Annotated in this window: 14 protein-coding genes; 2 read left to right on the forward strand and 12 right to left on the reverse strand. The window is 68.0% G+C overall.

The genetic code is table 11. From position 1 onward, the window contains the following. Positions 1 to 90: 90 nt before the first annotated feature. The gene (locus tag QU663_RS07320; RefSeq protein WP_227237790.1) at positions 91 to 423 is read right to left on the reverse strand and encodes a hypothetical protein; all 333 of its coding nucleotides are present in this window, start codon (positions 421 to 423) and stop codon (positions 91 to 93) included. A gap of 85 nt (positions 424 to 508) precedes the next feature. Here QU663_RS07320 and QU663_RS07325 point away from each other — a divergent pair, with 85 nt between their 5' ends. Next, positions 509 to 1423, forward strand: a complete 915-nt coding sequence (locus QU663_RS07325) for a LysR family transcriptional regulator (RefSeq protein ID WP_021612299.1) — start codon at positions 509 to 511, stop codon at positions 1421 to 1423. Positions 1424 to 1446: 23 nt separating this feature from the next. Here QU663_RS07325 and QU663_RS07330 read toward each other — a convergent pair whose 3' ends face one another. The 4 genes from QU663_RS07330 to clpS are packed head-to-tail and all read right to left on the reverse strand — an operon-like array spanning position 1447 to position 3955. Further along, on the reverse strand, positions 1447 to 2247 hold the full coding sequence (locus QU663_RS07330) for an MBL fold metallo-hydrolase (protein WP_021612300.1): 801 nt from the start codon (positions 2245 to 2247) through the stop codon (positions 1447 to 1449). After that, positions 2244 to 3074, reverse strand: coding sequence for a glutamate racemase (gene murI, locus QU663_RS07335; protein ID WP_021612301.1), 831 nt, complete (start codon positions 3072 to 3074; stop codon positions 2244 to 2246). The genes QU663_RS07330 and murI overlap by 4 nt, the downstream gene beginning before the upstream one ends. Before the next feature lie 16 nt (positions 3075 to 3090). Then, positions 3091 to 3663, reverse strand: coding sequence for a DUF2017 family protein (locus tag QU663_RS07340; protein WP_021612302.1), 573 nt, complete (start codon positions 3661 to 3663; stop codon positions 3091 to 3093). A gap of 4 nt (positions 3664 to 3667) precedes the next feature. After that, complete coding sequence (gene clpS, locus QU663_RS07345; RefSeq protein WP_021612303.1) at positions 3668 to 3955, reverse strand: ATP-dependent Clp protease adapter ClpS; 288 nt, start codon at positions 3953 to 3955, stop codon at positions 3668 to 3670. An 81-nt stretch (positions 3956 to 4036) separates the two neighbouring features. Between clpS and QU663_RS07350 the strand changes: the two genes are divergently transcribed. Further along, entirely contained in the window at positions 4037 to 5380 is a 1344-nt protein-coding gene (locus tag QU663_RS07350; protein ID WP_034481753.1) for a nicotinate phosphoribosyltransferase, read from the forward strand. A 102-nt stretch (positions 5381 to 5482) separates the two neighbouring features. Here the strand turns inward: QU663_RS07350 and QU663_RS07355 are convergent, their stop codons facing one another. The 7 genes from QU663_RS07355 to QU663_RS07385 all read right to left on the reverse strand — a co-directional run bounded on the left by QU663_RS07355 (position 5483) and on the right by QU663_RS07385 (position 12741). Continuing rightward, complete coding sequence (locus QU663_RS07355; protein WP_021612305.1) at positions 5483 to 7225, reverse strand: DEAD/DEAH box helicase; 1743 nt, start codon at positions 7223 to 7225, stop codon at positions 5483 to 5485. Then, complete coding sequence (locus QU663_RS07360; protein WP_009059313.1) at positions 7222 to 7554, reverse strand: DUF3039 domain-containing protein; 333 nt, start codon at positions 7552 to 7554, stop codon at positions 7222 to 7224. The genes QU663_RS07355 and QU663_RS07360 overlap by 4 nt, the downstream gene beginning before the upstream one ends. 129 nt (positions 7555 to 7683) lie before the next feature. Further along, entirely contained in the window at positions 7684 to 8457 is a 774-nt protein-coding gene (gene nagB / locus QU663_RS07365; protein WP_021612307.1) for a glucosamine-6-phosphate deaminase, read from the reverse strand. 75 nt (positions 8458 to 8532) lie between these two features. After that, a complete protein-coding gene (locus tag QU663_RS07370) occupies positions 8533 to 9213 on the reverse strand; it encodes a copper homeostasis protein CutC (protein ID WP_034481758.1) in 681 nt (226 codons plus the stop codon). Then, complete coding sequence (locus QU663_RS07375; protein ID WP_021612309.1) at positions 9210 to 10142, reverse strand: ROK family protein; 933 nt, start codon at positions 10140 to 10142, stop codon at positions 9210 to 9212. Before QU663_RS07375 ends, QU663_RS07370 begins: the two co-directional genes overlap by 4 nt. Continuing rightward, the gene (locus QU663_RS07380; protein WP_021612310.1) at positions 10139 to 11596 is read right to left on the reverse strand and encodes a M81 family metallopeptidase; all 1458 of its coding nucleotides are present in this window, start codon (positions 11594 to 11596) and stop codon (positions 10139 to 10141) included. Before QU663_RS07380 ends, QU663_RS07375 begins: the two co-directional genes overlap by 4 nt. Next, positions 11593 to 12741, reverse strand: coding sequence for an ROK family protein (locus tag QU663_RS07385; protein ID WP_021612311.1), 1149 nt, complete (start codon positions 12739 to 12741; stop codon positions 11593 to 11595). Before QU663_RS07385 ends, QU663_RS07380 begins: the two co-directional genes overlap by 4 nt. Positions 12742 to 12969: the final 228 nt, after the last annotated feature.

The following is a 12969-nucleotide window of genomic DNA, read 5'->3' on the forward strand; positions in this document are numbered from 1 at the left end:
AAGCTTGGCAAAACATTGACCGTTGCGGCAGAATTCCCTTAATTTATCGGGGATGAAATACGGGCGGGACGGGGAGCAGGCGCCGCCGCGTCAGCGCGCGCGGGCCAGGCGGCGACGCCGAGGCAGCAGGCGGCGCGGATCGACAAAGCGCGCGACCTGGAGGAGCCGGCGCGCCAGGCGGTCGCGCACACGCCAGATCATGGTGGCTCCAACCCCGATGAAGATCGCATTGGTGAGGAAGGACGGCCACGCACCGGTGGACGCGCACGCGAGGGCCAGGAGAATGCAGCTCGAGACATTCAGAGAGTGGTAGCGCAGAGAGTCGGGGGCGAAGCGTTTGGAGGAGACGAGGTAGTAGGCGGCGATGGAGGCGGCCGCGCCGACCCATCCGAGGATCACGATTGCCAGATGCGAGATGGTCATGGAGCAATTGTGCCCCTTGCGGTAGTCAAGCACAATTGAATGGTTCTATAGTTATCTTGCAGTTTCGCTTAACGATGGAGTGCGCATGGACATCGACCCCCGACGCCTACCCTTCCTGCTCTCGGTTGCACGTGAAGGCGGCATCGTCGCCGCCGCAGACATCCTCATGGTGTCCCCATCGGCTGTCTCCCAGCAGATCCAAAAATTGGAGGAGGAGGTCGGGCTCAAGCTCGTCGAGCGCACGACCTCCGGCGCGATCCTCACCCCCGCCGGCAGTATCGTGGCCGAGGCCGGCGAACGCATCAACGCCGACATCGCCGAGGCCCTCAAAGCGCTGCGCCCGCTCACCGGCCAGGTGACGGGAACGGTGACCCTCGGAGCCTTCCTCACCATCTGCCGCTCCACTCTCATCCCCGCACTGCCCGACCTCACGGACGCCCTGCCCGGCATCGACCTGCGCATCGAGGAGACGGAGGAGACTCCCGGCATGGCGGCCCTGCGCACAGGCCAATTCGACATCCTCGTCATCGAACGAGACGAGGACCCCGGCCTCGCGCCTCGCGGATACACGGACGTTCCCTTCATCGACGAACCGTGGGTGCTCGTCACCCCCGATTCCGCGCCCCCGATCGGATCCATCGAAGACCTCGCCGACCTCACGTGGCTGCGCGTCAACCCGGGCTCAAGCGGCGACCACGTCATGCGCCGCATCACCAAGGCATTCCCGGACACGCGCTGGGCCCCCCACCTCTACGCCACCTACGAGGCGGCCCGCTCCCTCGTGCGAGCCCGCGCGGGATCCACGATCCTGCCCGCCATGGCGCTCGCCGGCGCCCACACCGCAGGCATGCGCGTGACGCCTCTGCCCTCGCTGGGCACCCGCAAAATCCTGCTGCGCCACAAGAACCACGGATGGAGCGAGGCGGGCGGTCCCGCGCGCGTGGCCACCTTCCTCACCGAATGGCAGCGGCACAACTCCTACGCCACCCCGACCGACTGAGGCACCCCGGCCTCGTCCGCGCGCTAGAAGGACACCTCCATGCACGCCGCCGCAACGTCAAGGGGACCCGCCCACGTCTGGCGAACCTCGGACACCACCCGTTCACTGGACGTCCACGGCTGGATATGGGTCGCGATCATGCGCCCCACGCCCGCGCGCGTCGCCAACTCACCCGCGCGTCGGCCATCCATGTGCATATCGGGTTCGCGCTCATCCGAGGTGAAACCGACCTCGCTGAGCAGCACATCCACCCCACGCGCGCCCTCAACGATCGAGTCACACAGATCCGTGTCCCCCGTGTAGAACAGGGCGACGCGGCGCGCGGGATCGTCCTGCGAGGGCCCCTCGATGCGCAGTCCGAAGGCCTCCACGGGGTGCAGGGCCCGGAAGGGACGAATCGTCATCGGACCCACCTCGTAGCTCTCGCCCACGCGGAGCCGCGTAAAAGCGAACTCGCCGTCGTAGGTCTCCCCCTCCGGCGCGCCCTCGATCTGGCGCACACGGTGCAGCGTCTCGCCCGGCCCAAACAGGGACACGGGCCGGATCGCGCACGAACCGGGACCCCACTTGCGGTACACCTGCAGGGAAATGATGTCGCCCATGTGGTCCGCGTGGCAGTGCGACAGCGCCAGCGCATCCAGGTCGCACGGACACAGGTGCGCCCACAGCGCACCAAACGACCCCGGCCCCATGTCGCACACGAGGGAGAAAACACGCTCACGCCCCGAGTCGGGGTCAACTCCGCGGGCCTGGACCAGGTAGGAGGACGCAGGAGAGCGAGGGCCCGACATGGAACCTGTCGCGCCGATAACGGTCAGCTTCACGCGACTCCCCCTCCGGTGTTCACGCGGTCGACGGAGCCCACCTCCGGCCCCAGGAAGCGGCGCGCCAGACGCGGGAAGTTCTCCGAGGCCCCCGTGGCCAGGAACTGATGCGTCGGCCCGGTGCCCGCAGGCCACGGATCGTGCAGGAGGCCGCGGTCCACAAGCTCGTTGTACGTCACGTTCGCGGTGGCCTCCGAAGAGGTCACGAGCGTCACGCCCTCCCCCATGACGCGCCCGATGACGCCAGTCAGCAGCGGGTAGTGCGTGCAGCCCAGGATCAGCGTGTCCACGCCGGCCTCTTTCAGGGGAGTCAGATACTCGCGCGCCACGGCCTCGATCTCCTCGCCCGTGGTCACCCCGGCCTCGACGAACTCGACGAACGCGGGGCATGCCTGCTGGCTGACCGTCAGCCCGGGCACGGCCGCGAGCGCGCGCAGGTAGGCCTCGGACTGGATGGTCGCCTTCGTCCCGATGACGCCGACGTGGCGGTTGCGCGTCGCGATGACGCTCTGGCGCGCGGCCGGAGTAATGACCTCGATGACGGGGATGCCCGCGTCGATCCAGTAGCGCTCGCGCGCGTCCGCGAGGGCTGCGGCGGTCGCGGTGTTGCAGGCGATGACGAGGGCCTTAACCCCGCGCGAGGCCAGCTCGTCGAGGGCGGACAGCGTCAGCGAGCGCACCTGTGCGATCGCGCGCGGACCGTAGGGCGTGTGCTCGGTGTCGCCCAGGTAGATGATCTCTTCGTCGGGCAGCTTATCGATGACCGCCCGGGCGACCGTCAGCCCACCTAGGCCCGAGTCGAAGATTCCGATCGGGGCGTTATTCATGCTTCGACCTTATTCCTTAATGAGTACTATTCACAGCTTCCAGGAGTGAGTCCTGCCACCACGTGATGAGCATGTAGATCGCCGCGACCGTCTGAGCGCGCTCCCCGGTCGTTTCACTCATCGCCAGTTTCTCGATGCGCTCGGCGTCCCCCTGTTCGGATAAGTCCAGTTCACCGGCCAAGCCGAAGCGGATGTCGTTGAGCGCCCCCAGCCACGACCACACGGCGTCCCGGGGGATCACGAGCGTCTCCCCGTCCCCGTGGGTAATGTGTTCAAGATCGCTGACCATGACACGCAGGCGCTCTGACTTTTCGGTGCGCAGCAGGTCCTCCGTGAGGGCGCGCATCCGTCCAGCGTCCTCGTCGTCCTCGCTCATGGGGGGCAGGAGCATCCCGAGGGTGCGTTCACGCGGGGCTTCCCTGCGTTGTTCGGTTTCGGTCGCGGCGCTGACCATCGACGAGGTCGAGGCGAAGTCGCCGGGGTCGTCGAGGACCACGAGGACCTCGCTGGCAAGCTGACGCAGGAGGAGCGCTTCGCCGGTGCTCATCGCTGCGGCGAAGCCACCGTCACGATAAGCGAAGGCTTCCATGGGGCTAGTCTCTGTCCTCTTCGATGGTGGCGCGCAGGCCGTAGGAGTGCATGGCCATGACGTCGGCTTCGATGCGTTCGCGCACGCCCGTCGAGACGATCGCACGCCCACGCGTGTGGACGGCCAGCATGAGTTCCTCGGCACGAGCGGCAGAGTAGCCAAAATACTCGCGGAACACGGCGGTCACGTAGCTCATGAGGTTGACCGGGTCATCCCACACGACGGCGCGCCACCGCCGCACGGAGGTGGCGGCCTCGTGCGTGCGCGGAATCGGCTGGGCGATGGTGGTCATGTATCAACCCTAAGTCGAAGAGAGCGTCCATGGAAGCGAATTCGTCCCCCGGTGACACGCTTCTCAAGGTAGGCTCACAGTATGCCTGCATCGACATCCACTTCATTACTCACCGATATGTACGAGCTCACGATGCTCGACGCCGCCCTGAAGGATGGCACCGCGCATCGACGCTGCACGTTTGAGCTGTTCGGGCGCCGCCTGCCCGCCACGCGCCGCTTCGGCGTCGTGGCCGGTACCGGCCGCATTCTCGAGGCGCTGGAGCGCTTCGAGTTCGACGCCGAGCAGACCGAATGGCTGCACAACCAAGGGATCATCTCCGAGGAGGCCGCACGGTTCCTGGCCTCGTGGCGCTTCACGGGCGACATCTGGGGCTACGCCGAGGGCGAGTGCTACTTCCCCGGCTCTCCCCTGCTCACCGTTGAGGGCACCTTCGCGGACTGCACGCTCCTGGAGACGCTGCTCCTGTCGATCCTTAACCACGACTGCGCGGTGGCCTCGGCCGCCTCGCGTATGACGATCGCTGCTCACGGCCGCCCCTGCATGGACATGGGTGCGCGCCGAGCCCACGAGCGCGCTGCGGTGTCCGCGGCCCGCGCCGCGATCATCGGCGGCTTCCAGGGCACCTCCGACCTTGAGGCAGCCAAGCGCTACGGGATCCGCTGCATCGGCACGGCCGCCCACGCATTCACGCTCCTGCACGACACCGAGCGCGACGCCTTCGATTCCCAGGTCGCCAAGCTGGGCGCGGGCACGACGCTGCTCGTGGACACCTACGACATCAGGCAGGGCGTCATCAACGCGGTCGAGGCCGCGCGCGCGGCTGGCGGCGAGCTGGGCGCGGTGCGCCTGGATTCGGGCGACCTGGTTGCTGAGGCGTTCAAGGTGCGCGGACAGCTCGACGCGATGGGCGCCACCACCACGAAGATCACGGTGACCTCCGACCTGGATGAGTACGCGATCGCCGCCCTGGGCGCGGCCCCCGTGGATTTCTACGGCGTGGGCACCAAGCTGGTGACGGGCTCTGGCGTGCCGACGGCCGCCCTGGTCTACAAGGTCGTCCAGCGCGAGGACGGCGACGGGAACATCGTGATGGTGGCCAAGAAGGCCGAGTCGAAGTCCACGGTTGGCGGGCGCAAGGTTGCCGGCCGCGTCATGGGCGAAGACGGCTACGCGACCGAGGAACTCCTCCTCGTGGGGACCTCCTTCGAGGAGGGCCAGGCTCTGCTGGCCGAGCGCGGCGCCCGCCCGCTGCAGGTGCAGCTGGTCCGCGGCGGCCAGATCGACGCCGAGGCCTGGGGTTCCGAGGCCCTCACCCGCGCCCAGGAGCACCACCTGCGCGCCCGCAACGAGCTGCCCTACCAGGCGTGGCGCCTCTCCGAGGGTGAGGCGGCGATCCCCACCCGCTACGAGAAGGTCGACTGAGCGCACTCGCCCACGTGACGACGCCCCGGCCTCGTCCTTCTCACGGAGGGACGAGGCCGGAACTCGTGATGCGTCAGGGCGCGCTGAGTGCGCCGGGCGGCGTCAGTGGCGGCCGACGAACCATTCGCGCAGCAGGGCGATGCGAGCCTCGATCTGCTCGGTCGTGGCCTGGGCGACCTCGGGGCCCCCGCAGCGTGAGCGTAGGCGTGAATGGATGGTCGCGTGGGTCTCACCGGAGCGGCGCGACCAGGTGGAGACCAGATGTTGAAGCTCCTTGCGCTTAGCGGCGCGCAGCTTGTGGGCAGGAATACCCGCGTTGTCCTCGCGCATCTTCTGGGCGGCGCGGCTCTTCTTCTGCGCGGCGACCTGATCGGCCTGGCGGGCGCGCAGCAGGGTCGTCACCTGGTCGGCGTCCAGCAGGCCGGGAATGCCCAGGTATTCCTGCTCTTCCTCGGAACCTACCTCGGCGCCAGCACCCCACGCGGCACCATCGAAGAGGACGCCGTCGAATTCGGCGTCGGCGCCCAGGACCTCGAATTGGGAGAGCAGGTCAGAGGATGCCTTTTCCTCGCGGTTCGCGGCCGCGACCAGGGCGTCCTCGGGGTTCCACATGTCGTCTTCGCTGGCCTCCTCGCGCCGGGGGCGATCCAGCGCGTGGTCGCGCTCAACCTCCATGTCGCCGGCGAGGGTCAGCAGGGGCACGACGGAGGGGATGAAGACGGTGGCCGTCTCGCCGCGGCGCCGGGCTCGCACGTAGCGGCCGATGGCCTGGGCGAAAAACAGCGGCGTGGAGGCGTTGGTGGCGTAGACGCCGACCGCGAGGCGGGGCACGTCCACGCCCTCGGACACCATGCGCACGGCGACCATCCACTTGTCGGTGGAGTCGGCGAACTCGGAGATACGATCGGAGGCATCCGCGTCGTCCGAGAGGACGACCGTGGGGGCCTTGCCGGTGATGAGGCGCAGGTGGCGGGCGTAGGCGCGCGCATGCTCCTGGTTGGAGGCGATGACGAGGCCTCCCGCGTCGGGCACCGCTCGGCGTACCTCTTCGAGGCGCAGGTCGGCAGCGCGCAGGACGGCGGGAATCCACTCGCCCTTGGGGTCCAGCGCGGTACGCCAGGCCTGCTTCATCATGTCCTTGGTGAGGGGCTCGCCCAGGCGCGCGCTGACCTCGTCGCCCGCGTTGGTGCGCCAGGCCATCTGTCCGGAGTAGGACATGAACAGGACGGGGCGCACGACGCCGTCCTTGAGGGCGTCGCCGTATCCATAGGTGTAGTCGGCGCGCGAGCGGCGGATGCCCTCGGCGTCCTCCGCGTAGGTCACGAAGGGGATCGGCGAGGTGTCGGAGCGGAAGGGCGTGCCCGTCAGGGCCAGGCGCCGGGTCGCGTCCGCGAAGGCCTCGCGCACGCCGTCACCCCAGGACAGGGAGTCGCCCGCGTGGTGGATCTCGTCGAGAATAACGAGGGTGCGGTAGGCGCGGGTGCGCGCCGCGTGGACGGCCGGGTTGGAGCCGATCTGCGCGTAGGTAACGGCCACGCCATCGAAGTGCGACCCGGCCACGCCTTGCGAGTTCGTGAAGTCGGGGTCGATGTGGATGCCGAAGCGCGCAGCGCTCGAGGCCCACTGGCCCTTGAGGTGCTCGGTGGGGCACACGACGGTCAGCTTGTCGACGATACCGCGGGCGATCAGCTCGGTCGCAAGGGTGAGGGCGAAGGTCGTCTTACCTGCGCCCGGGGTCGCGACGGCCAGGAAGTCGCGCGGGGAGGTCGCCATGTAACGATCGAGGGCAGCGGCCTGCCAGGCGCGCAGCCTGCCAACGGGTGCGCGCCGGGTCGTCTCGCTCACTTGTCGGAGCCCTTGCCGCCGTCGGAGAAGGGCCAGTTACGCCCGTTCTTGCCCATCGAGTCCCGAAGCTCCCTGCAGGTGGGGCACACGGGGTACTGGGAGGCGTCGCGGGTGGGGATCCAGACCTTGCCGCACAGGGCGACGACGGGCTGGCCCGTGACCATCGAGGAGTTCGCCTTGTCCTTGCGCACGAAGTGGGCGAAGCGATCGCCGTCACCGTCGGTGCGCTCCTTGCGGGTCTCGGTGCGCTCCAGCAGGCCGGTCGAGGACGCGGTGGAGGGACCGGTGGGCGCGGAGGGGCCGGTGGGTTCGTCAAGGGCGTTACGCATGGGGTCCATTGTACGACCCGAAGGGGGACGGGGGCGGGAGGCGGCGTCCGCGGGGAGCACACACGCGGGCACGATAATGCCCCGACCTCGCTGGGGCGAGGCCGGGGCGGGCGGACGTGGAAAACTATCTCACAGGTGTTCCTTCTCCCAGACTTCCTTGTAGAAGTCTGCGAGCTCGAGCTTGGAGGCGGCCGCCTCGTCGAGGAGCACGGTGACGTCGGGGTGGTGCTGGAGGATGGAGGCGGGCCAGCGCTGGGTGACGCCGCCCTCGATCATGGCCTTGACCGCATCGGCCTTTCCTTCACCCGTGGCGATGAAGATGTGGGCGCGCGAGTCCATGATCGTGCCCAGGCCCTGGGTCACGCAGTGCGTGGGGACCTGGTCGATGTCGCCGTCGAAGAAGCGGGCGTTGTCGCGGCGGGTCTGCTCGGTGAGGACGCCCACGTGGGTACGCGAGGCCAGGGTGCCGCCGGGCTCGTTGAAGCCGATGTGGCCGTCGCTTCCGATGCCGAGGACCTGGATGTCGATGCCGCCGTCTGCCTTGATGGCCTCGTCGTAGGCGGCGGCGCCGGCGTCGAGATCATCGCACCAGCCGTCGGGGCCGTGTGCCGCACCCTCGGGCATGTCGACCAGGTCGACGAGGTTGCGGTGGATGAAGTTCGCGTAGCCCTCGTAGTGGTCGCGGGGCAGGCCCACGTACTCGTCGAGGTTGTAGGAGCGAACCTGGGCAAAGGAGATCTGACCGGCCTGGTAGCGGCGCACGAGCTCCGCGTAGAGCTTCAGCGGCGAGGAGCCGGTGGCCAGGCCGAGCACGAAGTTCGGCTTAGCGCGGTACACCTCGAGGATGCGGTCCGCTGCCAGGGATGCGATCTGATCTTCGTCGTTGAAAATTCCAATTCTCATGTGGTTAACCTTACACCCATGCATCTGATTTGTCAGACGAATCAACAACAATTGGTGAGAAATTTGTGATCTGCGCTATCCGTGCAGCGCCGAGACGATCCTCTCAACCTCCGCCCGGTCGGTCCCGGAGGCCCCCGGGGCGCGCATGTGGACCTCCGAAGCGCCCGACGCCGCCACGACCTCGGCCACGTTGTGGGCGCGCAGGCCGCCCGAGACGAGGATGATGATGTCCTCTCCCCCGCGCTCCACGAGCCGAGCGAGGACGCCCGGCTGGGCGACCGCCGGATCGCCACCCGTCGTCAGCACGCGGTCATACCCCAGCTCCATGAGGACGTCCAGCCCCCGATCCTGGTCGCGCACCTGGTCGAAGCCCCGGTGGAAGGTCAGAGGCGCATCCTCTGCCACGTCGCGCAGACGCGCGGCTGCGTCCACGTTGATGGTGCCGTCCGCGTTCAAGACGCCGACGACGAATCCGAGGCGAACCGGTGCCCCACGCCCAATCGCCGACAGGGTGACGATGTCGGAGGCGATGCGGTCCACCTCCTCGCGCGAATGGACGAAGTTGCCCGGGCGCGGACGCACGAGAACCTGGACCCCACCCTCGGGGGCGACCTCGAGGGCGGAGGCGACCTCGTCGAAGGCGGGAGTCAGGCCCCCGCACGACAGGTCGGTGCAGATCTCGATGCGATCCGCTCCCCCGTCGCGCGCGCGGCGCACACCGACGGCGTCCTCGACGCAAATCTCCACGATGGTCACGGCTGCCACCTTTCATAGCAGGACGATCCGCCCACGCGGGCGGCCAGGATCGCGGCTCCCCAACGCCCGCCGGCACCCCCGAGGGAGGCGCGAACGATCTCGGGAGCGTCACGGAAGGTCAGCATCGACGCGAACTGGGCACGTAGCGGCGCGAGCAGGTTCTCCCCCGCGTGCGACAGCCCGCCGCCGATGATGATGCGCTCGACGTCGACGGTGAGCGTCATGTGGGTGAGGGACAGGGCGAGGGCACGCACGGCGGTCTCCCACACCTCGGTCGCCACCGGGTCGGTGCCGATCGCCTTCTCGATCGCTTTGGCGCCGATGTCCTCGCCGGTGGCCTGCTCGTAGCGCCTCGCGATGCCTTTGGCGGAGGCGTAGACCTCCAGGCAGCCGCGCGAGCCACAGCGGCACGATTCACCCCCGGGAAAGACGGGGGCATGCCCGACCTCGCCGGCGCTAAACGTCGCGCCGCTCCACAGACCGTCCCCGAGCATGAGTGCGACGGAAATTCCCGTACCGATAGGCATCATCAGGAAGGAAGAGGCCCCGCGCCCCGCCCCAAGGAGCCCCTCGGCCAGGCCGGCGGCGCGACCGTCATGCATGAGGGCGGCGGGAACGCCGGTAGCCTCCTCGACCGCGCGAGCCAGCTGGACGCCGCGCAGCTCCAGGTTCGCCGCGTACACGACGATCCCGCTTTCCTCATCGACGAGGCCGGGGCAGATGAGGCCAAAACCCACCAGTCCCGGATACTCGCCAGCCAGGCGCGCCCCGATGCCGCCGACCTGGGCGGCCACCTGATCACGATCCGTGGGCGCGTTGCCCTGCGTGAGGATCACACCGGCCTCGTCGACGATCATCCACTTGATGGAGGTGCCGCCGATGTCGATGCCCGCGAATACCGGACCGGGCGAGTCCTTGACGGCACTCATGGGACGACGACCTGTGCGCTCAGATCGGGCTCATCCATCTCCGGATCGAAGGGGAACATCGGGCGATCGATCTTGTGGTGGCCCAGGCGGATCAGGTCCTGGTCGACGCCGCCGGGGGTCAGCGCCATGAGCCAGCCCTTCTGCGTGTCGTACAGATCAGGCTCGAGGTAGCCGATCTTGACGACGACCACGTCGGCGGTCGTAATGTCGACGCCGAGCAGCTCGAACTGGCTAAACATCGTGTACTGGTTGCGGTTCGTCGTGATGATGAAGCGCAGGCCTCCGGTACGCAGCAGCGCGGTGTGGCCGCCCATCGGGTCGTCGGCGAGGGCCTCGACCGTGGCGCGGACGGACAGCGGGCCAGGCTCGCGCGTGTCGATGTGTCCGCCGACCTCGAGGTCCACCTCGGCGCCAACGCCTGCCTCCCACGCGATACCGGCCGCGACCGGGTCGATGATCGAGGCGTACACGACGTCGAGCGTGGCCTCCTGGACGGGCTTCCACGTCAGCAGGGCCGCGAGCGCGACGGTCACGTCGTCGGCACCGCCCGCGCCCGGGTTGTCGCCGGAGTCGGAGATGAAGAAGGGCTTGGGGCCCTCTTCGGCTGCCGCCAGGCACTCCTCCATGGAGGCGACGGGGGCGACGAATTCAAAGCGGTCGTGCACATCCCAGAAGTATTGGCCGATGCGCTCAGCCTGTTCCTTGACGAGGTCCGCGTCGTCGCCGGTCACGACGACGGCACCCTTGCAGCGTGGCTGGTCGGCCCAGGCGAAGCCGATCCAGATAGCGGCGTCGAGGATGCCGTCCATCTCCTCGATGGGGTCGATCATCTTGTAGAGGGATTTGGCGGGCTCAATGCGGGTCGAGGTCTTTTCGCCGGGCAGCAGGACGGGGACGTGGACGAGCGCCTTGACGGGCTTGGGCGCTCCGTTCAGGAGGCGCATGCCCAGGTTGTAGGCGGCGCGACGGCGCGACTCGAGGGCGTCCTCGTGGGGTGCCAGGCGGTAGCAGGTGAGGATGTCGCAGCCGTCGAAGAGGTCCTGGGAGACGTTTCCGTGCAGGTCCATCGAGGCGCTGACCATGGGCTCCGGGCCGATCACGCCGCGAATGGCGTTGATGAGGTCGCCCTCCGCGTCGTCCATGCCCTCCACGCTCATGGCGCCGTGAATATCGAAGAAGAGGCCATCGAGGGGGCCTGCGGCCGCCAAGCCCTCGAGGATCTCGGCCTTCCAGGCCTCGTAGGCGCCGCGCTCGACGACGCCGCCGGGCAGGGCGCGCGAATGCAGGACGGGGATCCATTCGATCTGGGTGGCCCAGTCCTCGTCGAGCCAGTAGAAGCGGTCCATAAGCTCCTGTCCGCGCGTGACGATAAAGTCGTCGGCGGTGGAGATATAGGGGGTGAAGGTCGATGATTCGATGTGGATGCCGGCGACCGCGATACGGGGCTTGGTCATGAGTGATTCTCCTTTGAGATCTTTTGTGGCGTGAGTGTCGACAGGCCCCAGAGCGCGGCGTCACGTCCGGAGCGGGATGATTCGATCACGAGGTTTTCCATGATGGATGGAAGACAGGACTGGTGGAGTGCGGCTCGCACGCCCGCGCTGAAGGCGTCGACGGCGGACAGGGCTCCGCCGAGGATGACGCCCTGGGGGGCTAGGAAGGACACGAGGTGGGCGAGGCTGAGGCCCAGGAGGGTGCCCGCCTGGCGAATGGCGGTGGCCACGGCCGGTACGCCGTCTCGGGCCGCTGTCAGGAGCTGGGCGTTGTTCTCGTAGACGAGGCCCGCGGCGGCCAGGTCGGCTCGGATCGAGTCGGCGGAGGCGATCGTTTCCAGGCATCCGACGTTGCCGCACTTGCAGGGCCGCCCGCTCGCCGCGTCGACGGGAATGTGCGAGATGTCCCCGGCCAGGCCTCCTTGGCCGACGAGGGGGACGCCGTCGACGAGGTAGGCACCTCCGATCGCGGAGCCGGCCTTGACGTAGATGAGGGTGTCGATGGGAGCGACCCCAACAAGTCGGCGCCGGTAGACGGACTCGCCGACGGCTCCGGCCCTGGCGTCGTTGTCGATGATGGCGGGCAGTCCGCAGTGGCGGGCCACCTCCTCGGCGACGTTGATGCCGTCCCATCCGGGCATGCGGGCAGGGCGAATGACGCGCGTATGCTCGGCGTCGACGGGGCCGGGGACTGCCAGGGCGAGGCCACCCACGCGCACGCCGGCCGCCTTCTCCTGGCGCGAGACTTCCTCCATGACGGCGGTAAGGACCGCTTCGGGTCCGCTCGCGATGTCGACGAGGAAGCTGGTGGCGCGCGTCACACCCTGGGTCGGGTCGGTGAGGGCGACGAGGCCGTGGTGGGCTCCGAGCTCGACGAGGGCGAGGGCGCCGACCCCGTCGGAGGTGACGAGGCGGCGGGCCCTGCGCCCGCCCGTGGACACCGATTCGTCCGTCTCTGAGATAACGCCCGCTTCGACGAGGCGGGAGACGGCGGCGGAAACCGTCGAGGCGGCGAGTCCGGTTTGTTTGACAATCGCGGGTCTAGTGTCCGCTTGGCCGGAACCGATCAGCGTCAACACGGTCTCATCGACATCGTGGGTCGCCATGACACCTCCCTTGATAGATTCTTAGTAACCGCAATGTTACACGGCGCTCAACGTTGAGGACAGGACCAATTATGCCTCACTGGCGAAAGTTTGCTACTTCTTTCGCCGAAATCCGTCGTTATTTTTTCGTAACATTCTCAATTTTGCCAAAAGCGGCAACGTCGGCGGCAAAAATGTCATATGATGACAGTCATCTGGTGGGACCACGTTCCGTCAGAGTCCCCGATC

Source organism: Schaalia sp. HMT-172, assembly GCF_030644365.1.
Lineage (GTDB): Bacteria > Actinomycetota > Actinomycetes > Actinomycetales > Actinomycetaceae > Pauljensenia.

Coding starts and splice junctions, on each gene's coding strand:
- QU663_RS07320 (WP_227237790.1), bottom strand. CDS start 423: ATGACCATCTCGCATCTGGCAATCGTGATCCTCGGATGGGTCGGCGCG.
- QU663_RS07325 (WP_021612299.1), top strand. CDS start 509: ATGGACATCGACCCCCGACGCCTACCCTTCCTGCTCTCGGTTGCACGT.
- murI (WP_021612301.1), bottom strand. CDS start 3,074: ATGAATAACGCCCCGATCGGAATCTTCGACTCGGGCCTAGGTGGGCTG.
- QU663_RS07340 (WP_021612302.1), bottom strand. CDS start 3,663: ATGGAAGCCTTCGCTTATCGTGACGGTGGCTTCGCCGCAGCGATGAGC.
- clpS (WP_021612303.1), bottom strand. CDS start 3,955: ATGACCACCATCGCCCAGCCGATTCCGCGCACGCACGAGGCCGCCACC.
- QU663_RS07350 (WP_034481753.1), top strand. CDS start 4,037: ATGCCTGCATCGACATCCACTTCATTACTCACCGATATGTACGAGCTC.
- QU663_RS07360 (WP_009059313.1), bottom strand. CDS start 7,554: ATGCGTAACGCCCTTGACGAACCCACCGGCCCCTCCGCGCCCACCGGT.
- nagB (WP_021612307.1), bottom strand. CDS start 8,457: ATGAGAATTGGAATTTTCAACGACGAAGATCAGATCGCATCCCTGGCA.
- QU663_RS07375 (WP_021612309.1), bottom strand. CDS start 10,142: ATGAGTGCCGTCAAGGACTCGCCCGGTCCGGTATTCGCGGGCATCGAC.
- QU663_RS07380 (WP_021612310.1), bottom strand. CDS start 11,596: ATGACCAAGCCCCGTATCGCGGTCGCCGGCATCCACATCGAATCATCG.
- QU663_RS07385 (WP_021612311.1), bottom strand. CDS start 12,741: ATGGCGACCCACGATGTCGATGAGACCGTGTTGACGCTGATCGGTTCC.